The organism is Halogeometricum limi, from assembly GCF_900115785.1.
GTDB classification, from domain to species: Archaea; Halobacteriota; Halobacteria; order Halobacteriales; family Haloferacaceae; genus Halogeometricum; species Halogeometricum limi.
In genome coordinates, this window is sequence record NZ_FOYS01000003.1 from 62417 (window position 1) to 84085 (window position 21669).

Genomic DNA, 21669 nt, shown 5'->3' on the forward strand with positions numbered 1-21669 from the left:
CGGCTTAGAATCTCCCCAATAGCGGCATGAGGGAATTCAAAAGTCCCATCATGTCGAATCCCAAGAGATGTCCGGTTATGAGGACTGCTACTAACCCTATTACCACTTTTTTTATTTTATCAAATATCTCTATTATGATACCTCCGGCTAGTTTAAATCCTAGAAGAACTGTTGTAGCCAGTATTCCCATCTGAGTCACGGGCGAATTGATAGCAGATTCGTACAACCCCCACCACAAAGTTCCAAAGTCAATAATCCCGACATCACCGTTTAGTTGGAGGTAGGAAACTATCGCCGCGGCTAGCATGATTATCCCAAACTGTTTGGCGAACCCATTGATGGACTCAGTTATCCTGTTGCGAATTCCCATTTTCACCACCCCTGTCCGCCGTTGCGGAATACCCAGAGCAACAACCCCAGTATGATTACTGCGACGATAGTACCGACACTAGGTACTAGTACGTGTGCCATTCCGGTGATTAGTGATTCAAACTGACCTATTGCATCGAAATTTGAGTTATCAATGTTATTGACGAACGCTAATAATCCAAACATGATAGGAAAAAGGGCTAGTAAGGTGATAATCTCATTAGCGTCCTCAAGTGTTTCTCCAAGCGACATTAGTTGAATATATGGCAACAATATTGATAAGTCTGTTGTAGAAACTGGTTCTGGAGGGCGTTTCTAACTATTGTGCTTCAATTCATCGAGGTGGGATTACCGAAGAGAAACCAGTTCTCAACGATTTCGTGTGTTACCTTCAGACACAACCGATGCGATTCACCACATATATATACGTCAGGTTAGTAAATTCGGAATGCAGAAGCGGGAAATGGCCGTAGAACGGCTCATACCTGCCTGGGTAGCTTAGCGGTAAAGCGCGTCCTTGGTAAGGACGAGAGCCCGGGTTCAAATCCCGGCCTAGGCTTTCTGCGAAGAACATCGTGGCGAGCAGAAGCCGTAACCGGATTTGAGCAGCGAGCAAATCTCCGATTTGCGAGTGAGTTCAAATCCCGGCCTAGGCTTTTTCCGAACTCGTCTTCTGAGCGACTGCTCTCACTTCCGAGGCGACGAACGGACTGTCGCTCGCGGTGAACGACTCGATGCCACCCCTTTTCAGTGTACAGACGCACCGTCCCAGTATGACAGCAACTACCGGCGACGCGGTGACGTTCGAGTACACGGGTAAACTGGAAGACGGCACGGTCTTCGACACGACGCGCGAGTCGGTCGCAGAAGAGGCCGGACTGACCGAAGCGCAACCGGACCGCGAGTTCGCCCCGCTGACGGTCGAACTCGGTACGGGCGAGGTCATCGAAGGGATGGAAGAAGGCCTCGAAGGACTGGCGGAAGGAGAGACGGCGACGCTCACCATCCCGCCGGAGAAGGGCTACGGCGAGTGGGACGAGGCGAACGTGCAGGAGTACTCCACCGAGGAACTCCGAGAGATGCTCGGCGGCGAGACGCCCGAGGAGGGCGCGTTCCTCGAAGCGAACAACGGCCGACACGGCCAGATCACTCACGTCGACGACGAAGTCACCCGCGCGGACTTCAACCCCCGACTCGCGGGCGAGACGCTGGTGTTCGACGTGGAAGTCGTCGACATCAGCTAAGGTTGCGATTTCTCGGGGGCGTGTCCCGCGGCCCCTACTCTTACCCACGCGCCGCCCGACGACCCCACCGATGACCGATATCGCACTCACGGGGGCCGCGGGGAACGTCGGGCGCGTCGTCCGAGACGCCTTCGGCGACGACCACGCGGTCACCGCGTTCACGCACTCCGAACACGACGACGTGGAGAGCGAACTGTTGGACGTGACGGACGCCGACGAAGTCGCAGCGAAACTCGACGGCTTCGACGTGGTACTCCACCTCGCCGGGGTCTCGTCGCCGGAGGCGGACTGGGAGTCCGTCTCCGAGGTGAACGTACAGGGGACGAAGCACGTCCTCGACGCCGCCGTCGAGAACGACATCGACCGGGTCGTGTTCGCCTCCTCGAACCACGCCGTCGGGACGTACAACGCCGACGCCCGGCACACAGAGCAGATGACGCTCGGCGTCGCCGAGGCGGTCAGTGGTGACGCGCAGACCAGTCCCGACTCGTTCTACGGCGTGAGCAAGGCGGCCTGCGAGAACCTGACGAACTTCTACGCGAACCGACACGGTCTGGAGGTTGTCAACCTCAGAATCGGCTGGTATCTCACCGAGGAGGACCTGCGTTCGACCGTCGCGGAGGCGGACCCCGAACGCGCCGCGTTCGCGCGAGCGACGTGGCTCGGTCCGCGCGACTGTCGCGAGGTGCACCGGACGGCGGTGACGGCCGACCTCTCTGAGAGTCCCGTGACGCTCAACGCCGTCTCGCGGAACGACGACCGGTTTCACACGCTCACCGAGACGATGCAACACCTCGGCTACGAACCGCGAGAGAACGCCGCCGAAGTCCTCGACGGCTAACGGAAGTCCTCGACGAACCGGTCGGGGACGCGTTCGACGACGTGGTCGGGCATCGCGTCGACGAGGGTCTGCGCGGCGACGACCATCGGCTTTCTGAGGAGGACGTACACCGCGGAGACACCCAAGGCGACGTAGACGCCCGTCTGCACGACGCCGTCGAACGCGTACAGCGTGGGTACCGCGAAGATGGCGGCCGCCAGCAGGTCTTCGGGGGCACCGTCGTAGCGAACCCAGCGACGCGGCGGAATCCACCGGCCGTGGTAGTGGCTGTACACCGCGCGCTCGGAGGTGCCGAGCCACGGTTTGAGTTCGAGGCCGCCGCCGAGGGCGTCCATCGCCGAGTGGAGGGCGGCGGCGGCGAGGAACAACGCCACCGAGAGGGTGAGCGTCGTCGGCGCCGCGGCGGCGACGGCGGCGGCGGGGACGGCGAGCACGCTGAAGTAGACGGGGAAGTGCAGCGTCTTTCGGTGCCCCGCGTAGAGGTCGAAGTCGGGGAACAGTCCGCCGAGTGCGGCGGCGAGTACGGGAATCGGCGTCGCGCCGGCGGCGGTCTCGGGGAACACCGCGGCGACGGCGACGGCGAGCACGACCCCTGCGAGGGCGTGCGTGGTTGCCATCATCGCTCTGTCCTCCGTCTCACGACGGAAAAACGGTTACGCGTGATGTGCTAGCACGCCGAGAGAGGTTTATCGGTCCGTGACACGTCTCTTTCAAGTATGAGGTGGCGACTGCCGCCGAACGCCGGACTGCTCGCCGCGGGCGGGATGCGTCTCGCCATCGCGGGCATCCTCGGCGTCGGCGTGGCGACGCTGAACGTGAGCGTGACGTTGAACGCCGCCGCGGCGCTGGCGATAACGTACCTCCCGGCCGTTCTCAGTCGCGACTGGGGAATCCGGCTCTCACCCGGACTGACGCTGTGGGTGACGACTGCCGTCCTCCTCCACGCCGTGGGGATGCTCGGCCTGTACAGCAACGTCTGGTGGTACGACCACCTGACGCACACCCTCTCTGCGATGCTCGTCGCCGCCGTGGGGTACGCGACGGCGCGCGCCGTCGACGAGTACAGCGACGCCGTCTACCTCCCGCCGCGGTTCCTGTTCGTCTTCATCCTCACGTTCACGCTCGCGTTCGGCGTCCTCTGGGAGGTGCTGGAGTTCTTCGCGCGCCTCGCCGCGGACTACTTCGGCGTCGAAGCCGTCCTCGTCCAGTACGGCCTCACGGACACCATCGTCGACTTGCTGTTCGACACCGTCGGCGCCGTCATCGTCGCGCTGTTCGGCACCGAGACGCTCTCGGGCCTCGTCGACACGTTGCGAGAGCGACTCGAAGCGGCTCGCCCCGACCAGCAGTGAGCCTCGTCGACGACGCTCGGGGACGCAAAAAACGGGTCTACGTTTTTATCTTCGCCGCCCGTCATCTACTGCCATGAAGGTTGTTATCGTGGGGTACGGTCGCGTCGGTGCTCGAGCAGCGCTCGTCCTGCGCGAGGAGGGTCACGAAGTCGTCGTCGTCGACAACGACGAGAAGAAGGTCGAACGCGCCGAAGAGGCGGGATTCGAGGTCGTCGAGGGCGACGGAAGCAACGAGTCGGTGCTCCGACGGGCGGGCGCCGAGGACGCCGACGCACTCGGCGGACTGACCGGCGACCCGAACGTCAACTTCGCGGCCTGTATGATCGGCAAGGAGTTCGGGTGCCGAGTGGTCATGCGCGTGAGCGAGGACTACAGACAGGAGATATACGAACGCTACGCCAGCGACGTCGACGAGGTCATCTACCCCGAGCGACTCGGCGCGGCGGGGGCGAAGACGGCGCTCCTCGGCGGCAACTTCAACGCCATCGGCGAGTTGACCGAGGAACTCCGCATCTCGACGGTGGTGATTCCCGAGGGGGCACCCGTCGTGGGGAGGAAAGTCGCAGAGATAGACCTGGGCGCCGACGGCCGCATCTACGCCCACGGCCGGGCGCGCGAGTCGATGACTATCCCGCTTCCGGGGACGACGGTGGAGGTGGGCGACCAGTTGGCGTTGCTCGCGGACCGGAACGGACTCGACGACGTTCGGAGAACTCTCTTGGGAGACGCCTGAGACGCGTGTCCGCCGAGAGGTGAACCGAAAGGGGGAACGCGTAAACGGAACGGCGCCACGGGGGAGCGACGCCGTCACCGACCACCGGGGTGCCAGTCGGCGGTGGGTGTGCCGGGCGCGCGGGTGGGAGGATGGGAACTGAGGCCGTCAGTGTAGCGCGCCCGTCGGATGGGTACTCGTCGGACCACATAAATCCGCGTCAGACGGTTGAGTGACGCCGCCGCCGTCCGACGGATTCGACTGCCGTAGACCCAACTCTCTTGACCTCCTCCCGCGCCTAAAGATGCGGGAATCCCACCACGGGATTTCAGGCCGGTCGTGGCCCTATGGTTTCAAGACGCATACGTCCCAAGCGTCTCTTGCTTGGTAGCATCGGCTTGGGTGTCTTGCGGGGCGGTCAAACGCCCCCCATCCTCAGCCGAGTCGTTGCCATCCGTGTGTTCTCTTGAATGGCTCTCTCCGCTGAGGTAGCGGTCTGCGATATTTATCGCGCCGTTCGCGTCCGCTTGGTACTCGCCCATCCAACAAGCGTCGTTCGTACACTTGAACGTCGCCTGTCGCGGGCGGTATCCAACTTCACCGCAAGCGTGGCACTCCTTCGACGTGTTGCGTGGGTTCACCGTCTCTACGGGGATACCCTTCTCGACGGCTTTGTAGCGTATCTGCGCGTGGAGTTTGGCGAATCCCCATCCGTGGAGACGCCGATTCATGAAATCGCCGTAGTCCATCGACTCCCGTATGTACGTCAGGTCTTCCAGAACAAGAACGGGATTCTCGACGGACTCGGCGTACTCCACGACCTCGCGGGTGACGCGATGGAACACGTCGCCTATCTGGTTCCACACGTCGTCCCCGAAGGACTCCGCGATACGTTCGCTACCGCGCATCTGGAGTCGGCGCTTGGCGGTGAAGTTGGTCTTACGGAGCCGACGAACGGTCTTGCCCTCGTCGGCCCACAGTTCGGGAGCGGTCGGAGAACCGTGCCTGTCGCGGTGACACACCGTGACGAGTGACGCTTCTCCAATATCGGCTCCGATGGGCGTCCGTTCTTCGGCGGACACCTCGGAACCATCCTCTACATTTCGGGTCGCAGTGACGTGGAGAAACCACGTTCCGTCCCGCTCGAATAGCCGACTCTCGCCCATCGTGGCGTCTCCCGCGTTCAACGCTGCCAACCAGTCCCGCTGTTCGGGATTCGGTTGTGCTGGCATCCAGAGGTGGTAGTCTTCGTGGTGCGGGATTTTGACGTACCACTCGATTGCGTTCTCGGGCTTGTGGTCGAGCCGTAGCCCTTCGTTCGTGAAGCGAACAGGGTGGTCGTCGTGAAGTTCGCCCGCGTTGTACGTCGTCGTGAGCTGCGGGACGTACTTCTTGAGCGCGTTCTTCGCGTACCCGCTCAGGTCGTAGTTGACCACCACATCGTTCGCTTCGGTCTGCGTGGTGCATCGGGCGTTGAACGCATCGTGAAGGGCCTGTTGGTACGCCTCTCGCGTCTCTCGGAGTTTCCTCCGCTTGTGCGCGTTCGGCTCTACCAGTTTGAGTTCCAGTGTCTTCGTGAGTTCGGTCACGAGTCGTCCTCCTCGTGCCTCTGGATGTAGTTCATGACCGTCTCGCTCGATACCTGTCCTGCTGTTCCCGCGTAGTAGCCTCTCGCCCATCCGATTTTCTCACCGTCGTGGTCGGCGTAGCGGTGGTTGTACTTCCGCGAGGAAATACCCTTGAACCAGTTTGCAAGAAGGGACGGGGCGTGCTTCGGTGGGCTACTGACGAACAGGTGGATGTGGTCGGGCTGAACGGTCAGGTCGAGGATTTCGAGGCCCTTGTCGTCGGCTATTTCGTGGAGGATGGTTCGCACACGGTCTGCGACCTCGTTGACGAGTACCGAGTTGCGGTACTTCGGTAACCACACTATGTGGTAGTTGAGGTTGTAGGTCGCGTGACGTGTGGTCTTCATCCGTGTTGCACACTATGGGGAAACGTATCTTAATACTAGCGGTGAATCGGTGGGAAATGCAGCCGTGGCGTCGTCGGTGGAGATGTACGCTATTGTCCGCTTGACCCCCGCCTAAAGACGGGGGTATGCGCTCGTATCTTTATCACCCCGCCGTCCGACCGAGTCTTCATGCAAGGAATCGGGCCACCGCTCGTGACGCCGTTCACCGCCGATGGAGCAGTCGACGAATCCGCGCTTCGTGACCTCGTCGGGTGGGTGGAAGCCCGCGGCGTCGACTTTCTCGTCCCCTGCGGGTCGAACAGCGAGGCCGAACTCATGACCGCGGACGAACGCGCCCGCGTCGTCGAAGTCGTCGCCGACGAGGCGAGCGTCCCCGTCCTCGCCGGGACGGGCAGTCCGGGGTTCGAGGAGACGCGACGGGCGACGGCCGACGCCGCCGACGCCGGCGCCGACGCCGCCCTCGTCGTCACGCCGTTCTACTACTCGCACGACGACGCGACGCTCGAAGCGTACTACCGCGACCTCGCCGACGAGGCCGAGATTCCCATCTACCTCTACAGCGTCCCCGCGTACACGGACGTGAAACTCTCCCCGGCGGTCGTCGACGAACTCGCGACGCATCCGAACGTCGCCGGGATGAAAGATTCGAGCGGCGACGTGACGACGTTCGTCCGCGAGCGTCGACTCACCCGCGACGCCGACTTCGACCTCCTGGTCGGGGCCGGCGGCGTCCTCTCGCACGCCCTCGCCTCCGGCGCCGACGGCGGCGTCCTGGCACTCGCGAACGTCGCTCCCGAAGCGGCCGCGGAGATATACGAGGCGCACGTCGACGGCGACGCTGACGGCGCGCGCGAACTGAACGAAACCGTCGTCGAACTCAACCACGCGGTGACCGCGGGACACGGCGTCCCCGGACTGAAGGCGGCGATGCGCGCCCGCGGTGCGCCCGCGGGACACCCCAGACGTCCGTTCCGTCCCGTCTCCGACGACGCCCGCGCCGAACTCGAAGCGCTGGTCGACGCGCTCTGACCCGATTTTCGACTCCGTTCTGACGCCGGCGTCGGCGTTGCCCCTAGACCCCCTCTCGACTACTCCGCCGCCACCGTCGGCGTCGCCCGCGTCGCCGTCGCCTTCCACGTGGCGACGACGGCCGTCCCCGGCGCGAGCGACAACCGCTCGACGCTCTCTGCGGTCACGAACGCGCTGAGCGACCGTCTCCTCCCGACGTCGATTGCGACGGTTGCGACGGCGTCGCCCCGGTCGACGGCGCTCACGGACCCCGAGAGTCGGTTTCGCGCGCTCGTCGCTCCCGCGTCGGGGACGTCCGCCGGGTCGTGGAGCGTCACGGCGTCGGCCCGCACGCTCACCGTCACCGTCTCACCCTCCTTTCTCGCCGACGCGGTTCCGACGGCGCGAATCGCCCCGGCGTCGGTGTCGACGGTGCAGAGTTCGCCGTCGACGCGAATGACGACGCCGGAGACGACGGTTTCCGGCACGTCGGCGGTGCCCGAGAGCGTGGCCCGGAGGCGGTCGAATCGCCCGAGCACGTCTCTCGCCGCTTCGGTGAGTTCGCTGCCGCCGCCGCCGGACCCGCCGCGCCGTCGCTCGACGAGGGGGCCGAGGGCGTCTTCGAGTTCGCGCAGTCGGGCCAGACACCGCGAACGCGACCGGCCGAGCGATTCGGCGGCGCCGCTGACGGACCCCGTCTCGGCGATGTTCGCGAGGAGGCGCGCGTCCGCCGCGTCGAAGGCGACGCCGTCGGCGTCCAAGCGGGCTTCGAACGAGTCGTGCATGGTCGCTCTCACGCGGTCGAGCGGTAAAAATCGGGTCAGTGACCGACCGACGACCGAAGCGGTTATGTCAGAATAGAACACTCTTCGGCCGTGCACGAATCTCCGGCCTCCACACACGGCTACCTCCGCGTCGTCTTCGTCTTCTGGGTGTACGTCGCGCTCTCCGGCGTCGTCGCACTCGGCGCTCGGTCGCTCGGGTTCTCTCTGGGCGCTTCGTTCGTCGTCTTCCTCGTCGCCGCCCTCCTCCTTGCGAAGCCGTTTCTCCCGCTGTTTCGGCGATACCTCCCGACCGCACCGCACGAACGAGAGACGGCCGACTCCCGTCAGTAAACGAGTTCGCCGGCGACGAAGTCTCGCGTCCGGTCGTCCTCGGGTGCTTCGAACACCCGCTCCGTCGGACCGCACTCTATCACCTCGCCACCGAGGAGGACGGCCGTCCGGTCTGAGACGCGCCGCGCCTGTTGCATGTCGTGCGTGGCGAGACAGACGCCCATCCCGCGGCCTCGCGCGGCCCGAATCGCCCCTTCGACGATGGCCGTGTTCCGCGGGTCGAGGTTCGAGGTGGGTTCGTCGAACAGCAACACGTCGGGGTCGGGCGCGAGTGCGCGGGCGATGGCGACGCGTTGCGCCTCGCCGCCGGAGAGCGACGCCGCGTGGCGGTCCGCCTTCTCGGCCATGCCGACGGTTTCCAACGCGTCCGTCGCCGCGCGCGGTATCTCGTGGCGTCCGACGACCTTCCGGAGCGAGGACTCGACTCGCTCGCGCCACGACGACCGGACGCGAAGCCCGTAGGCGGCGTTCTGGCCGACCGTCGCCGAGAACAGACTCCGGTGCTGGAACACCATCCCGAGTCTGCGACGGACGCGGAGACGCTCCTCGTCCGACAGTTCCCACACGTCGCGACCGTTCGCGGTGACGACGCCCGCCGACGGCGTCTCGAAGCAGGCCAACAGACGGAGGAGCGTCGTCTTCCCCGCGCCCGACGGACCGACGACGGCCACCACGTCTCCGGGTTCGACCGAGAGGTCGACGTCCGCGAAGACGGCGTCGCCGTCGAAGCCGTGCGTGAGTCCCCGCGCTTCCAGTCGAAGGCCCTCTGTCGTCGCCGACGGACGCTCCCCCTCCCGACCGTTGGCTCTCGCCGCGTCCCCGGCCGCGCCGTCCGCCTCGCCTCGGGGGTCGCTCATCGACTCTCACCGCCGAGCGTCGTGCCGACCGTCCGGGACCCCCCCGTCGAACCGGGCGTCCGGTCGCGGAGCACCGACCCGAGGGCGTTGACGCCGAGGACGAGAGCGAGGAGGATGGCCCCGAGTGCGAGACCCGTCTCGACGTTCCCCTTCCGCGCCTCGACGGTGATGGCCGTCGTGAGCGTCCGCGTGTACGACGTCTGGTCCGAGAAGACGATGTTGCCCCCGACGATGAGCACGGACCCGACTTCGCTGATGGCGCGTCCGTATCCCGCGAGGACGGCGGTCACGATGCCGTACCGGGCCTCGCTCAGGACGACGACTCCCACGTCCGTCGTCGTCGCTCCCGTCCCGAACGCGGCCTCTCTGAGGTCGTCACCGACCGACTCCACGGCCGAGAGCGACACGCTCAGCACGACGGGGGTCGCGAGGATGGTCTGGGAGATGATCATCGCCTGCGGAGTGAACAGCAGCTCGAACTCTCCGAGGGGTCCCGAGTTCGAGAGCGCCAGTAGGACGACGAGGCCGACGACGACGCTCGGAAAGCCCATCCCCGTCGAGATGAGCGAAGTCAGAAGGGACTTGCCGCGGAAGTCGCCGAACGCGACGGCGACGGCGACGGGGAGGCTCACGGCGGTGCTGACGAGGACGGCGACGGTGCTCACGACCAGCGAGACGAGCGTGATGCTGACCAGATACTGCGTGTTCAACTCCGCCAGCAGACCGCCGAACAACACGAGTGACCCTCGGCCGCCGTCCGACTAAAAGTCCTCGGGGACGTGTCGGTCGACCCACGAGGCGAATCGGAGGTCCTCTTTCGCCCGGGACTCGCCGTTCCAGCCCTCGGGGACGTACTGGCCGAACTGCGGCGACTCCGAGAGGGCGTTCGGGAAGAACAACTGCGACCCGTTGGCGGTGTACTCGTCGATTATCGCCTGTCCCTCGGGGCCGGTGAGAAAGCCGACGTACGCCATCGCAAGCGAGTAGTTCACGTCCTCGTACGTCGCCGGGTTGACCGGGATGACGCCGTAGGGGTTCTTCAGGATGGTCGGGCCGTCTTTGAGCGGCCCCTGAACGTGAATCTGTAGGCCGACGTTGTCTTTCGTCGCCAGATAGGTTCCCCTGTCGGCGAGGGTGTACGCGCCGGACTGGTCGGCTTGCACCAGCGTGTCGCCCATCCCCTTGCCTATCTCGCGGTACCACCTACCCGACGGGTCGACGCCGGCCGCCTCCCATATCTTCAACTCCTTCTTGTTCGTCCCGGAGTCGTCGCCGCGGGAGACGAACGTGGACTCCGTCTCGGCGATGGTGGCGAACGCCTCCGTCGCCGAGGACAGTCCGCCGACTCCCGCGGGGTCGTCCTCGGGTCCGACGACGACGAAGTCGTTGAACATCACGTCGCGGCGGTTGACGCCGAAGCCATCTTTCAGAAACTCGTCTTCCGCCCCGCGGGCGTGGACGAGGATGATATCGGCGTCGCCGTTCCGCGCCGTCTCGATGGCCGCGCCCGTCCCCTGCGGAATCGTCTTGACCGTCGCACCGAACTGCTCTTCGAAGACGGGGTTGATGGCGTCTAACAGTCCCGTGTCGTACGTGCTCGTCGTCGTCGCCAGGGTCAGCGTCGCGTCGCCCGACTGTTGCGACCCCGCGGACTCCTGCGTGGCGCTCTCGTCCGTCGCCGCCTCGTTACTCTCCGTCGCCGAACGCTCGCCGGCGTCGCCCGAACACCCTGCGAGTGCGACGAGACTCCCCGCACCGGCCGCCTGCAGGAACCGTCGCCGTTGTATCGTCATGGAAACATCGATGGCTGTCGTCGAAATAAAACTATGGACGCGACGTAACCGTCGGTCGTTACGCGGGTCGGAAGACGCTCTCTGGTGGGGCCGAGGGGGCGTCGCTCGAACCGTCACACTTCTTTCGCCGCCGCGTCTCTCGACGCTCATGGAGACGTGGGCGACCCTGTTCGACCGCGCGGCGTCGTACGACGTGGACGAGGCGACGATTCGCGAGACGCTCCGCGCACACCGAGAGGAAAGCGGCGATGACTGACCCGAGTCCGGCGCGCGTCGTCGCCGACGCGGACGTCCTCGCCGCGGACCTGTTCGTCGACGGCGACGCCCGCGCGGCGCTCGACCACCTCCGCGCGCACTCGTGGACGACGCTCCTCGCCAGCGACGCGCTGTTAGACGACGCCGAGACGCTGATAGCCGACGTAGGCGACGCCTCCCTCGCGGCGGACTGGCGCGCCCGCGTCGACGACTGGCGCGAACCGGTCGACCACCCCGAGGACGACCATCCCGCCCTCGCGTCGGCCTATCGCGGCGGCGCGATGCACGTTCTCTCGTACGACGACCGACTCACCTCCGCCCGCGCCGCCGCCGCCCTCGGCGGCCGGTTTCCGGTGAGCGTCAGGGAACCGAAGGCGTTCGCGACGCTGTTCGACGCGGCGAGTCTCCACGCGGAAGTCGTCGGCGGCGAGTACGGGGGTCCGGACAGCGACCCGCGAGGGTGAGTCTCGAACGCGCCGTCTCGTGCGGTTCCAGACGCTCACTCCGTGCGCTTCGCTTACTCCTGTTCGCTCGCCCCGCCCGCTTTCACCTCGCTTCGCTCGGTGAACCTCCGTCGGACGCTTCGCGACCGACGAGGTTCCAGACGCTCACTCCGTGCGCTTCGCTTACTCCGTTCGCGTCTGGAACCACTCCCCAAACTTCGCCAACGCCCGCCCCCGGTGGGAAATCGCGTTCTTCTCCTCGGAATCCATCTCCGCGAACGTCGTCCCCTCGTGTTCGAAGATGGGGTCGTAACCGAACCCGCCATCACCCCGCGGCGGGACGAGACGGCCGCGGACGCGCCCCTCGAACAGTTTGACCGGGAGCGCTCGCGTCTCCGAGGCGTCCTGTTCGGCCCCCCGCGCCGCGGCGGCCGTCCGGTCGTCTCGGTCCACCGGGTCCGGACTGGCCTCGAACCCCTCGCCGTCGCAGTACGCGAGGACGCATCGGAACGACGCCCGGCGCGGTTCGTCCAGTTCGCCTTCCGCGAGGCGGTACACCGTCTCGATTCCGAGCGTGTCCTCCGCGTACGACGAGTACGGTCCCGGGAAGCCGTCGAAGCCGTCGATGAACAGTCCCGCGTCGTCGACGAGGACCGGTTCGTCGGCGTAGCGGTACGCCTCCCGCGCGCCGTGCGCGGCGATTGTTCCGAGGTCCGACGCCTGCACCTCGGTGTAGTCGTAGTCCAGTTGCTCAACGTCGCCCTGCAAGTACTGAAGCGCCTCCGCTACTTTCCCGGGGTTCGTCGTGACGTATCGAAGCATCTACCGGAGAGTGACGGTGGTTCGGAGAAAGGTGCGTCGGTGTGGCGTTCGTCGCGTTCGCGGGGGAACGACGACTGGCGTTCTCAGTCGACGATGACTTCGACGGGGCCCTCGTCTTCGTCCTGGTCGTCGTAGTCCGGGCCGGGAGCGGAACTACGCTCCTGCCAGAGGAGGACGCCGACGACGAGGACGACGAGCCACGACCGCCAGTTCGCGAGGTTCAGCGTGTAGCCGACGCCGAACGGTTTCTTCACGAGCATCTTCTCGCCGGGCTTCCAGTACGACGACAGCATGCGGCCGAGCGACGGGCGCTCGAAGTTGTACGGCACGCCGAGAATCTCGCCTTTCTGCGGTTTGTCTGCCATGTGGTCTGGGTACACTCGCTCGGGATAAATCGTTTTGGTGTCCACGCAGCGACTGCGTCTCCGTCGGGCGATGCGCTCCGACCGCCTACTGGTAGCGGCCGCGACCCTCGACCTGCCGCAGACGCGTCAACGCGTCCTCCTCGTCGCCGTCTCCCCGGTCCTTCGTCCGGGCCACGGCGGCGTACCCGGCCTCGAACGCCCGCAAGAGCGGTTCCGGGTCGTCCGCGGTGCCCTCGACGCTCTGGCCGAACACGTGCAGGTCCATCGCGTGGTCCTCGACGTGGCCGGTGTGGTAGCCGAGGCCGAAGTCGATGAGGTACGTCTTCTCGCCCGCGACGCGGACGTTCCGCGTCGTCGGGTCGCCGTGGACGAACCCCGCGGCGTGGATGGCCGCGAGATGTTCGCCGACGGCCCGACACCGCGCCTCGGTCAGTCCGTTCGCCAGGTCCGCCTCGCCCACGGACGCGAAGACGATGGTCCCCTCGGTAGGGTCCACGTCGCGGACGACGGGCGTCGGGACGCCGACGCGCCGCGCTTCGCTCGTCAGTCGCGCCTCGGCCCGCGTGCGCTCTCTGCGCAGTCGCTCGTCCAGTTCGGGGTGCCGGTACGTCTTCGGGACGCGACGCTTCACCACGTCGTCCCCCTCGAACGTCACCGTCGCCTCCGCGCCGCGAATCTCTCCGGTCTCGGTCGGGTCGCGGGCGACGGACTCCTCGTCGTCGCGCCACGAGACGGGCACCTGGTCGGGGCGGTAGTTCGCGTCCACGGCGGAGTCGGCGACGGCGACGGTGTCGCCCGCGGCCAGCATCCGTGCGCCGAGGACCGCTATCATCCCGGCGTTGTCGCGGAGGAATCGCGGGTCGGGCGCGTAGAACTCCGCGCCGCGTTGCTCGCACATCTCGGCCAGCATCGCTCGCAGGCGGGCGTTCTGGCCGACGCCGCCGCCGAGGACGAGTTCGTCGGTCCCCGTCAGAGAGAGCGCTCGCTCCGCCACCTCGGTCAGCATCGCGAAGATGGTCTCTTGGAGGCCGACGCAGACGTCTTCGACGGGGACGCCGTCGTCCGCCGCCTGCTTGGCCGCGGACATGATACCCGAGAAGGAGAAGTCCATCCCCTTCACGACGTACGGCAGGTCGTAGTAGTCGCCGTCTTCGGCCGCGCGTTCGACCTTCGGCCCACCGGGGTGTTTCCAGCCGACGTGTCTGGTGAACTTGTCGATGGCGTTGCCGACGCCGGTGTCCATCGTCTCGCCGAGGACGCGGTAGCGACCGTTGTGATAGCCCAGCAGGTGCGCGTTCGCGCCGGAGGCGTTCAGACAGACGGGCGAGTCGAACCCCGACTGGTAGCGGCCGATTTCGAGGTGTGCGACCATGTGGTTGACGCCGAGGAGGGGGACGTCGAGCGTCTGCGCGAGCGACCGGGCCGCGGTGCCGACGATGCGGAGACACGGGCCGAGTCCGGGGCCGCGGGAGAACGCGACGCCGTCGATGGCCGCGGCCTGTCGGCCCCCCGAGGGTTCCTCGTCGTCGTCGACGTCGACTCCGTCGCTCTCGGCCGTCTCAGCCGCGTGGTCCAACACCGTCGAGATGACGGCTGGGACGGCGTCGCTCATGTGTTCGGCGGCCTCTCTCGGGTGAATGCCGCCGCTGTCGGGTTCGTACGGGTCCGATTCGATGAACACCTCGCCGGTCTCCGTGTCGAAGAGCGCGGCGCTGGCGGCCCAGGCGGTGCCTTCGATTCCTACGATACGCATTGAGAACGAAATTTCGGTGCGAGAGACGGTGCCTGAATCAGGCTTCTTCGGCTTCCGCTTCGCCGTCGCCGTCCTCGGCTTCGATCTTGTTGCGGTCGAGCATGTAGTCCTGTTCGACGTCGCGGGCGAACTCCGGCGAATCGTACACCTTCGCGTAGCCTGCGGTCTTGCGCATGCCGAACTTCGTGTTGAGTTCGTGGATGACGACTTCGTCCGAGTCCTTGTTCAGTTTCGCCGCGAGGCTGTCGCGAACCGACAGACGGGAGGGCGTCGCTTCCTCGTGCGTGATTTCGAACCGAACGTCCGTCCGGTGCAACATCGGGTTCTCCGATTCGGAGATGACTTCGATTTCCATAGTCAGTTGGGCTAAACTCCTCCCGAAAGCAGTAAAAGGATTTCGAAGGGGCGAGACGACGCGGTAGCCGAATTTTCCCGGCGTGGACTCGACGCAGTGACGCGTCGCTACGTCTCCAACGCCGCTACGAACGCCTCGCTGTCGCCGTCCATCCGGGCCAAGAGCGACCGCATCTCGGCCTTCGTCTCGTCGGTGACCGTCACGAGTACCATCCCCTCGTCCGGTTGGCCGTAGACGACGCTCGCGCCCGGCGGCGCGGCGACGACGGCGGGTAACACGGCCAAATCCTCCTCGCCGTCGACGACGACGGTGACCGGACCGTCCGCGAGGAGGGCCTCCCGAAGGCACGCCGCGAGTTCGTCGGTCAACGCCCCCGCGGGGTTCGCGACGTCTCGCCGCGACTCGGGGTCCGAGAGCGCGCGCCGTATCTCCTCGCTCACCGCCTCGCGCTTCGTCTGGCCGTCGACGACGGCCACGTCGGGGGGGTGACCCGCCTCTCGGAGGTGGTAGGTGACCACGTCGCCGACGGCGACGACGGGCGTTCCCGCGTCCGCGAGGAGGCGTTCGGCGTCCGTGTAGAGCGGACCGAACGGCTCTTTGAACGCGGCGCGGAGGTCCTCGGGGAGTCGGAGCATCCGACTATCTGACCTTCAGCGCGTAGCCGCCCGCTTCCGAGACGTTCATCTCGGTCGCGATTTCGCTCTCTTCGGGGTGCGTGATGACGACGTAGCCCGCCCAGTCCTCGGTGAGGCTGGACGACCCGCAGTTCTCACACGCTTGCGCGTCGGGGTAGTTGATGTAGTGGCACTCGCGGCAGGCCAGACGCGGCTTGGCCATCTACTGTCCCTCCGCTTCCGTCGTCGCCTCGTTGGCCTGCCGGTTGGCTTCGAGCCAGCCGTGTTTGCCGAGACCGGGCTGTTTGGCCGTGAGGCCGATTTTCGAGTCGCGGGGGTTGCGTTCGTCGATACTCTTCGTGACGACGCGCACTCGCACGGAGTCGCCGACGCCGAGCGTCCGGTTCGACTCCGTCGAGGCGAGTTGTTGGTTCTCGCCGTCGTAGGCGAGGTATTCGTCGGAAATCTGCGAGACGTGCAGCAGGCCGTCGACGGGGCCGATGCCGACGAAGGCACCGAACTCCACCACTTCGACGACCTGCCCGTCGATGACTTCCTGCATGTCGGGGTCGAACGTCACCGCGTCGAACTCGGCTTCGTAGTAGACGCCCGCGCGTCCGGGGAGAACCGTCCCCTCGCCGATGTCGTGGACGTCCACGACGCTCACGACGCTCCCGACCTCTTCGTCCATCCGTCCTTCCAGTTTGTCCTGCAGGAGTCGCTTGACCCGTAGGGGGGTCACGTCAGCGAGATGCTCCGGCGGAACCTCCACTGTGTCTTTGAGTCGTACCCGTTTGTACATCGTAGTGCTAAGGCTCTGTTATGTCCAGTTTGTCGCGCCCCCTTATACCGATTACTCGTACGCCGCGTTCGAGCAGTCGGTTTCGTAGGGGCTTGTCGTTCGTGACGACGAAGTCGCACCCGCGTTCGGCGAGTTCGACGATGGCGTCGTCCGCGTAGGTCGCTTCCGTGTCGACCGCACGGCACCGGTCGGTCGCGAGGTCGGACCCGACGCTCGCCGCGACGGCCTCGGCTCCCGCCCCCGCGGAGAGTTTCGTCAACTCCTCCGCGACGGCCGTCGGAATCACGAGGTCCGTGCGCGCGGCCAGCAGTCGGTCCAACTCCTCGAACACGCGAACGTCGAGTTCCACGGGCATCATCAGCGCGTTGGTGTCGAGCACCACCGTGGTCGTCGCGTCCGCGGCGTCCGCTGTCTCCGTCGCGTCCGCGTCCGTCCGGTTCCGTGCGTTCACCGTCACTTCAGCGTCCCGATACCGATGAGGCGCCAGCGCGCGCCGACGCGGCGGTTGATGGCTATCTTCGCACCCTCGGCGGCGCAGACGGGGCGCTTCAGCGAGACTTCCGCCTCGCCGCTTCGCGCACTCGTCACCGCGCCGACGGTGGTGGCCGTGCCCACGGTGAGCATCAGCGGTTCGCCCGTCGATATCTCCTCTATCTCCTCTTCGTCCTCGCCGACGACGCGTTCGAGGAGGTCGACCTCCATGACGAACTCCTCGCGCGTCGGCGGCAGGGTGCCGGGTTCGCCGGCGACCTGTCCGGCGAGGGCGTCGCCCTTCGTGAGGCTGGGGTCGAGGCCGGTCCCGACGCCGCACAGACCGCCGGGGCGAACCTCGTCGACCATCTGCCCGCCCGCCTGCAGCGAACGGATGTCGGTCGTGATGGGCCGCCACTCGGTCTGTCCGCCCTCGTCGACCTCTCGGCCGGGACGGAGTTCGAGTTCCTCGCCCTCCGTCAGTTTGCCCTCGACGAGCGACCCGCCGACGACGCCGCCGGAGAGGTTCTCCCACGTCGTCCCCGGTCGGTTGATGTCGAACGACCGCGCGGTGAACATCCGCGCGGAGTCGCTCTCGTCGTGGTCGGGCGTCGGAATCTCGCGCTCGATGGCGTCGATGAGGAGGTCGATGTTGACCTCCTGTTGGGCGCTGATAGGGACGATGGGGGCGTCCTCCGCGACGGTGCCCTTCACGAACTCCTGAATCTGCTCGTAGTTCTGGACCGCGCGCTCCCGGTCGACCAGGTCGACCTTGTTCTGCGCGACGACGATGTTGTCGATACCGATGATGTCGAGCGCCATCAGGTGCTCTTCGGTCTGCGCCTGCGGCACGTCTTCGGTGGCCGACACCACCAACACCGCGCCGTCCATGATGGCCGCACCCGACAGCATCGTCGCCATGAGCGTCTCGTGCCCCGGCGCGTCGACGAACGACACCGTGCGCAGTATGTCGGTCTCGTTGCCGTCTTCGTCGGTCTCTTCGACAGTGTAGCACTCCGGCGGGTCGGCGCCGGGAATCTTACGGAACGTCGCGTCGGCGTAGCCGAGACGGATGGAGATACCGCGCTTCATCTCCTCCGAGTGCTGGTCGGTCCAAGACCCAGACAGGGCTTGGACGAGCGTCGTCTTTCCGTGGTCGACGTGGCCGACGAGTCCGATGTTCACCTCCGGTTGTTGTGGATTTTGTGTCACCATTGACCTCCTGAGAGTAATCTTGGGGAAGTTTCGCCCCGAACGCCTGATAAACTTGCTGTTCTCGCTACGCGCGACGTGCGACGTGTGCCACCGAGACACGTAATAGCGGCGGAATCCGCCCGAAGCGGGCGTTACTCGACGTGCCGCATCAGTTCGAACAGTTCCTCGCGGTAGGCGTCCGGCGTCAGGCCCAGGTCGATGTCGACGGTGAGGTCTATCGCCGCCGACGGCGACTGCTCCATCGTCCGCGCGAAGTTCGCGGCGGGGTAGGCCCCGCCGGAGACGAGCACGGAGTCGTTCGCAATCCACGCCGCGAGGTGGCCGGCGACGGGTATCTCGCCGCCCTCTACGGTGATGTCCTCGTCGCCGACGGTGACGCCGAACCCCTCGAAGGCGAACGTCGCCTCGTACTCCGTCAGGCGGGCGGACGTCCCGGACGCCACCTCGAAGGTCCCCGTGTTCACCCGTTCGACCGGCGCGAGGCCGGCGTCTTTCAGTCGGTTCTGGAACTGCTGGCGGGACTGCGACTCCACCTGGTCCAGAAGTTGCTGTCGGCCCGCGCCCGCGGGCAGACTCGTCAGGTCGGGGTCGAACGTCACCCGCGTCGCGAAGAACGTCGCGAACTGCGAGGACGCCTGTCCGAGCGTCTTCTCGGCTATCTCTTCGCGCAGGGCGGCGTCCTCGTAGAGCAACGTCCGCGTCGACGCCGTCACCGTCACCGGTCCGAACTCCTCTTCGAACGCGGGGTCCTGCGTCACGTCGTCCAGTTGCGCCCACCCGCCCGCAGAGAGGCGGTCCTCCGGTACGCTCGGCGGCCGTCGCGCGGCGCTCACCGTCGTCGCCGTCGTCCCGCTACATCCCGCCAGCGCACCGACGCCCGCGGTGGCCGCGAGGCCGAGAAACGCGCGCCGACCGTGTCCGTCGCCCGTCGTATCGTCCGCCTCGCTCCGTCTCCTCGCCGCATCGGCCGTCTCGCACCGTCTTCCCGTCGTCTCCGTCCTCTCGCCTCGCTCTATCTCCGGTCTGTCTTCCCCATCCATAGCCGCCACTCCTTCCTACTCACTGAAATAGTTATCTTCGGTGAATTGCCTGATTTCAGACAGGTAGTCCGAGTCGCTTTTGCCGCCGCCAGTCTCACTGTCGGGCAGTGGCCACCGACACCGACGGACCGCGGGAGTTCGCCTTCGAGGTGTCGCTCTGTTCGCACCTCGAACAGACGACGGACTGGGTGCTCGGCCGCCAACTCGGCGCGGCCGTCGACGCCCCCGGTCGCCGGATAATCGACGTGTGCGGCGTCGTCCCGGGACCCGCGTTCGACCGCCGGGCGCGCATCACGGACCGAACGATTCCCCCGCGCGCCGTCGAGAGCGACGCGGGCGTCGGCGAGGCGACGTTCTGGCGCGACGCCTTCGACTGTCACCGCGAGACGGCGCGCGAAGTGGTCGACAGAGCGGTCGAGGCGGGATTCTTCACCACCGAGTGGCGCGGGCGCAGAGAGTACGTCCGAAAGACGACGCGTTACCCCGACGACTGGTTCGCTCGCCTCGTCGGCGTCGAGAACAAGCCAGACTTGGGTGACCCCGGAGAGTTGGAACGACAACTCCGCACGGACGTCTCGCTCGGACTGTTCGACGAGGTGGTTCTCGCCACGGAGAGCTACGTCACGCGGGCGCACCTGAACCGCATCCCCGCCGAAGTCGGCGTCTGGCGGTTCGACCCCGAGACGGGCGAGAGGCGGGTCGTTCGCGACCCCGCGCCGCTTCCCGTGGACGCGCCGGGCGTCGAACTCGTCGCCGAACGCGCCCTGCGGACGGACGTGGCCGTCGTCTCCGCGGCCGAAAAGCGCCGCGCGCGCCGCCGACTGGCCGAACGAACCTACGGCAAGGGCTGGCGGACGTACGCGTTCCCGGCGTGCGCGAACGCGAGAGCGACCGACGACGGGCGGCCGTACTGCGCGGCGTTCGACTGCGTCGTGGACCCCGCGCGCGACTGCGGCGGCGACTGCGGCGCGTTCGAGGCGGGCGACGCGCCCGCGGTGGACACCGACGCGCTTCGCGACGAGCGAACGCCGTGGGTCGCCGACCCCGCGGGCGTCGCGCGCCGACAGACCGGCCTGGACCGCTTCTCGTGACGTCCGGCGTCACCGGTCATCGTCTTCGTTCGCCGCCGCCTCGTCGCGCTTGCGGTCGCTCCGGTCGGCGTACACCAGGCCGACGGTGACGACGAACCCGAAGACGAGCATGAACACCGCGCCGCCGGCGAAGTCGAGTTCGCCGGTGACGACCACGGAGACGACGGCGTAGACGACGCCGCCGGCGACGGCGCTCGGAACGGCGTAGCGGAGGCCGGGAGGTGTGTCGCGCATACGACTCCGTGCGCAGGCCCGCGGCAAGACTCCCGGGGTCGGGTATCGCTGTCAGCGGTCGTACGTCTCTCGGTCAGAGGTCGTACGCCTCGCCGTCGACCGCCAGCGGTTCCTCGAACGCCTCGTCGACCGGGTAGAAGTGGGCGGTGTGGACGACGCGCGTCTCTCTCGCTCTCAGGTCGTCGGCCAGAGAGAGCGCACCCTCGCGGGTCATGTGCTTCGTCCCGAACGTCCGCGGCACGCCCTCGGCGTCGTGGTGGGTCCCGCCGGCCGGGTGGTGTTCGCAGAGCGACGCCGGGACGATGCCGTCGACGAGAAAGAGGTCGGGGTCCGCGAGGACGCCTCTGGACCGGTCGGAGACGTCGTAGGTCGTGTCGCCAGACAGCGAGAGCTTCGCGCCCGTCTCGGGGTCTTCGATGGCGAGACCGTAGCAGACGAGTGGCGGGTGGTCGACCGGAACGAGCGTCACGTCCAGTCCGCAGGTGCGGAACGTCTCGAACGGCGCGTGCGCGTGGACCGAGATACGGTCGAGGTAGTCGTACTTCGAGGCGATGGTCTCGGCGACGCTCTCGCCCGTCTTCGGGTCCGTCTCGTTCGCCGCGTGAACCGGCAGGTCGTCGAAGACGCGGTAGGCGTTGCCCAACCCGTCGACGTGGTCGAAGTGGACGTGGCTGACGATACCCGCGTCCGGAAGGGGGACGTCGTGCGTCAGGAACTGCTGGCGGAAGTCGGGGCTGAAGTCCACGAGGAGGCACTCGCCGGTACGCTCGTTCTCGACGTGGACCGAGAAGCGTGATCGTTCGACGCCGCGGGCGCGCGCCTCGCGACAGGTGTCGCAGTCGCACCCGACCGTCGGCGTCCCCGTGGTGTCTCCCGTTCCGAGAAGCGTGACGCGCATCGTCACCGAGTAGGGGACGGACGGTCCTTAAGCGTAGTCGAAGGC

Annotated in this window: 29 protein-coding genes and 1 tRNA gene; 9 read left to right on the forward strand and 21 right to left on the reverse strand. The window is 66.4% G+C overall.

Annotated elements, in window-relative coordinates; genetic code table 11:
• Positions 1 to 4: 4 nt before the first annotated feature.
• Together BM282_RS09035 and BM282_RS18155 are read right to left on the reverse strand one after the other, a co-directional pair.
• A complete protein-coding gene (locus BM282_RS09035; RefSeq protein ID WP_089879687.1) occupies positions 5 to 370 on the reverse strand; it encodes a hypothetical protein in 366 nt (121 codons plus the stop codon).
• Between the two features lie 2 nt (positions 371 to 372).
• Positions 373 to 621, reverse strand: coding sequence for a hypothetical protein (locus BM282_RS18155; RefSeq protein ID WP_139229705.1), 249 nt, complete (start codon positions 619 to 621; stop codon positions 373 to 375).
• Between the two features lie 235 nt (positions 622 to 856).
• Between BM282_RS18155 and BM282_RS09040 the strand changes: the two genes are divergently transcribed.
• From BM282_RS09040 to BM282_RS09050, 3 genes are all read left to right on the forward strand, one after another.
• Positions 857 to 928: transfer RNA gene (locus tag BM282_RS09040), tRNA-Thr, on the forward strand.
• 214 nt (positions 929 to 1142) lie between these two features.
• A complete protein-coding gene (locus tag BM282_RS09045) occupies positions 1143 to 1613 on the forward strand; it encodes an FKBP-type peptidyl-prolyl cis-trans isomerase (RefSeq protein WP_089879689.1) in 471 nt (156 codons plus the stop codon).
• 70 nt (positions 1614 to 1683) lie between these two features.
• Positions 1684 to 2454 carry an NAD-dependent epimerase/dehydratase family protein gene (locus tag BM282_RS09050; RefSeq protein WP_089879692.1) on the forward strand — a complete coding sequence of 257 codons (771 nt, stop codon included), beginning with the start codon at positions 1684 to 1686 and terminating at the stop codon, positions 2452 to 2454.
• On the opposite strand, the gene BM282_RS09055 is transcribed toward BM282_RS09050, so the two are convergent.
• Positions 2451 to 3074, reverse strand: a complete 624-nt coding sequence (locus BM282_RS09055; protein ID WP_175501459.1) for a metal-dependent hydrolase — start codon at positions 3072 to 3074, stop codon at positions 2451 to 2453. The two genes, BM282_RS09050 and BM282_RS09055, sit on opposite strands and share 4 nt — an antisense overlap.
• A 144-nt stretch (positions 3075 to 3218) precedes the next feature.
• Here BM282_RS09055 and BM282_RS09060 point away from each other — a divergent pair, with 144 nt between their 5' ends.
• Positions 3219 to 3806 carry a hypothetical protein gene (locus BM282_RS09060; protein ID WP_394327788.1) on the forward strand — a complete coding sequence of 196 codons (588 nt, stop codon included), beginning with the start codon at positions 3219 to 3221 and terminating at the stop codon, positions 3804 to 3806.
• Positions 3807 to 3879: 73 nt separating this feature from the next.
• Positions 3880 to 4539: a potassium channel family protein gene (locus BM282_RS09065; RefSeq protein WP_089879698.1), complete on the forward strand. Its 660-nt coding sequence runs from the start codon at positions 3880 to 3882 to the stop codon at positions 4537 to 4539.
• Positions 4540 to 4871: 332 nt separating this feature from the next.
• On the opposite strand, the gene BM282_RS09070 is transcribed toward BM282_RS09065, so the two are convergent.
• Both BM282_RS09070 and tnpA read right to left on the reverse strand, forming a co-directional pair.
• Positions 4872 to 6107, reverse strand: a complete 1236-nt coding sequence (locus tag BM282_RS09070; protein ID WP_089879701.1) for an RNA-guided endonuclease TnpB family protein — start codon at positions 6105 to 6107, stop codon at positions 4872 to 4874.
• Positions 6104 to 6493, reverse strand: a complete 390-nt coding sequence (gene tnpA / locus BM282_RS09075) for an IS200/IS605 family transposase (protein ID WP_089879705.1) — start codon at positions 6491 to 6493, stop codon at positions 6104 to 6106. Before tnpA ends, BM282_RS09070 begins: the two co-directional genes overlap by 4 nt.
• A gap of 168 nt (positions 6494 to 6661) precedes the next feature.
• Between tnpA and BM282_RS09080 the strand changes: the two genes are divergently transcribed.
• On the forward strand, positions 6662 to 7522 hold the full coding sequence (locus BM282_RS09080) for a dihydrodipicolinate synthase family protein (protein ID WP_089879708.1): 861 nt from the start codon (positions 6662 to 6664) through the stop codon (positions 7520 to 7522).
• Positions 7523 to 7581: 59 nt separating this feature from the next.
• On the opposite strand, the gene BM282_RS09085 is transcribed toward BM282_RS09080, so the two are convergent.
• A complete protein-coding gene (locus BM282_RS09085) occupies positions 7582 to 8286 on the reverse strand; it encodes a TOBE domain-containing protein (RefSeq protein WP_089879711.1) in 705 nt (234 codons plus the stop codon).
• A gap of 90 nt (positions 8287 to 8376) precedes the next feature.
• Between BM282_RS09085 and BM282_RS09090 the strand changes: the two genes are divergently transcribed.
• Positions 8377 to 8616, forward strand: a complete 240-nt coding sequence (locus BM282_RS09090; RefSeq protein WP_089879714.1) for a hypothetical protein — start codon at positions 8377 to 8379, stop codon at positions 8614 to 8616.
• On the opposite strand, the gene BM282_RS09095 is transcribed toward BM282_RS09090, so the two are convergent.
• The 3 genes from BM282_RS09095 to BM282_RS09105 are packed head-to-tail and all read right to left on the reverse strand — an operon-like array spanning position 8610 to position 11266.
• On the reverse strand, positions 8610 to 9473 hold the full coding sequence (locus BM282_RS09095; RefSeq protein ID WP_089879716.1) for an amino acid ABC transporter ATP-binding protein: 864 nt from the start codon (positions 9471 to 9473) through the stop codon (positions 8610 to 8612). The genes BM282_RS09090 and BM282_RS09095 overlap by 7 nt on opposite strands.
• The gene (locus BM282_RS09100) at positions 9470 to 10207 is read right to left on the reverse strand and encodes an ABC transporter permease (RefSeq protein WP_089881080.1); all 738 of its coding nucleotides are present in this window, start codon (positions 10205 to 10207) and stop codon (positions 9470 to 9472) included. Before BM282_RS09100 ends, BM282_RS09095 begins: the two co-directional genes overlap by 4 nt.
• Positions 10208 to 10234: 27 nt before the next feature.
• Entirely contained in the window at positions 10235 to 11266 is a 1032-nt protein-coding gene (locus BM282_RS09105) for a substrate-binding domain-containing protein (RefSeq protein ID WP_089879719.1), read from the reverse strand.
• Between the two features lie 248 nt (positions 11267 to 11514).
• On the opposite strand from BM282_RS09105, the gene BM282_RS09110 reads away from it, so the two are divergent.
• A complete protein-coding gene (locus BM282_RS09110) occupies positions 11515 to 11985 on the forward strand; it encodes a DUF7384 family protein (protein ID WP_089879722.1) in 471 nt (156 codons plus the stop codon).
• Positions 11986 to 12147: 162 nt separating this feature from the next.
• Here the strand turns inward: BM282_RS09110 and BM282_RS09115 are convergent, their stop codons facing one another.
• The 10 genes from BM282_RS09115 to BM282_RS09160 form a co-directional block, all read right to left on the reverse strand.
• A complete protein-coding gene (locus BM282_RS09115) occupies positions 12148 to 12786 on the reverse strand; it encodes a non-canonical purine NTP pyrophosphatase (RefSeq protein WP_089879725.1) in 639 nt (212 codons plus the stop codon).
• Positions 12787 to 12869: 83 nt separating this feature from the next.
• The gene (locus tag BM282_RS09120) at positions 12870 to 13151 is read right to left on the reverse strand and encodes a DUF5808 domain-containing protein (RefSeq protein WP_089879728.1); all 282 of its coding nucleotides are present in this window, start codon (positions 13149 to 13151) and stop codon (positions 12870 to 12872) included.
• Positions 13152 to 13236: 85 nt separating this feature from the next.
• Positions 13237 to 14904: a bifunctional N(6)-L-threonylcarbamoyladenine synthase/serine/threonine protein kinase gene (locus tag BM282_RS09125; RefSeq protein ID WP_089879731.1), complete on the reverse strand. Its 1668-nt coding sequence runs from the start codon at positions 14902 to 14904 to the stop codon at positions 13237 to 13239.
• A gap of 37 nt (positions 14905 to 14941) precedes the next feature.
• Entirely contained in the window at positions 14942 to 15259 is a 318-nt protein-coding gene (locus tag BM282_RS09130; RefSeq protein WP_089879734.1) for a 30S ribosomal protein S24e, read from the reverse strand.
• Between the two features lie 107 nt (positions 15260 to 15366).
• Entirely contained in the window at positions 15367 to 15894 is a 528-nt protein-coding gene (locus BM282_RS09135; RefSeq protein ID WP_089879736.1) for a GTP-dependent dephospho-CoA kinase family protein, read from the reverse strand.
• Positions 15895 to 15898: 4 nt separating this feature from the next.
• A complete protein-coding gene (spt4, locus tag BM282_RS09140) occupies positions 15899 to 16096 on the reverse strand; it encodes a transcription elongation factor subunit Spt4 (protein ID WP_089879739.1) in 198 nt (65 codons plus the stop codon).
• Positions 16097 to 16675, reverse strand: coding sequence for a DNA-directed RNA polymerase (locus tag BM282_RS09145; RefSeq protein ID WP_089879742.1), 579 nt, complete (start codon positions 16673 to 16675; stop codon positions 16097 to 16099).
• A gap of 7 nt (positions 16676 to 16682) precedes the next feature.
• On the reverse strand, positions 16683 to 17057 hold the full coding sequence (locus BM282_RS09150) for a PIN domain-containing protein (protein WP_281244796.1): 375 nt from the start codon (positions 17055 to 17057) through the stop codon (positions 16683 to 16685).
• 71 nt (positions 17058 to 17128) lie between these two features.
• Positions 17129 to 18358: a translation initiation factor IF-2 subunit gamma gene (locus BM282_RS09155; RefSeq protein ID WP_175501507.1), complete on the reverse strand. Its 1230-nt coding sequence runs from the start codon at positions 18356 to 18358 to the stop codon at positions 17129 to 17131.
• Positions 18359 to 18492: 134 nt separating this feature from the next.
• Positions 18493 to 19401: a DUF6517 family protein gene (locus tag BM282_RS09160; protein WP_245758332.1), complete on the reverse strand. Its 909-nt coding sequence runs from the start codon at positions 19399 to 19401 to the stop codon at positions 18493 to 18495.
• Between the two features lie 107 nt (positions 19402 to 19508).
• Here BM282_RS09160 and BM282_RS09165 point away from each other — a divergent pair, with 107 nt between their 5' ends.
• On the forward strand, positions 19509 to 20492 hold the full coding sequence (locus tag BM282_RS09165) for a DUF5787 family protein (protein WP_089879746.1): 984 nt from the start codon (positions 19509 to 19511) through the stop codon (positions 20490 to 20492).
• Between the two features lie 9 nt (positions 20493 to 20501).
• Here BM282_RS09165 and BM282_RS09170 read toward each other — a convergent pair whose 3' ends face one another.
• The gene (locus tag BM282_RS09170) at positions 20502 to 20726 is read right to left on the reverse strand and encodes a hypothetical protein (protein ID WP_089879749.1); all 225 of its coding nucleotides are present in this window, start codon (positions 20724 to 20726) and stop codon (positions 20502 to 20504) included.
• A 73-nt stretch (positions 20727 to 20799) separates the two neighbouring features.
• A complete protein-coding gene (locus tag BM282_RS09175; protein ID WP_089879752.1) occupies positions 20800 to 21624 on the reverse strand; it encodes an MBL fold metallo-hydrolase in 825 nt (274 codons plus the stop codon).
• Positions 21625 to 21669: the final 45 nt, after the last annotated feature.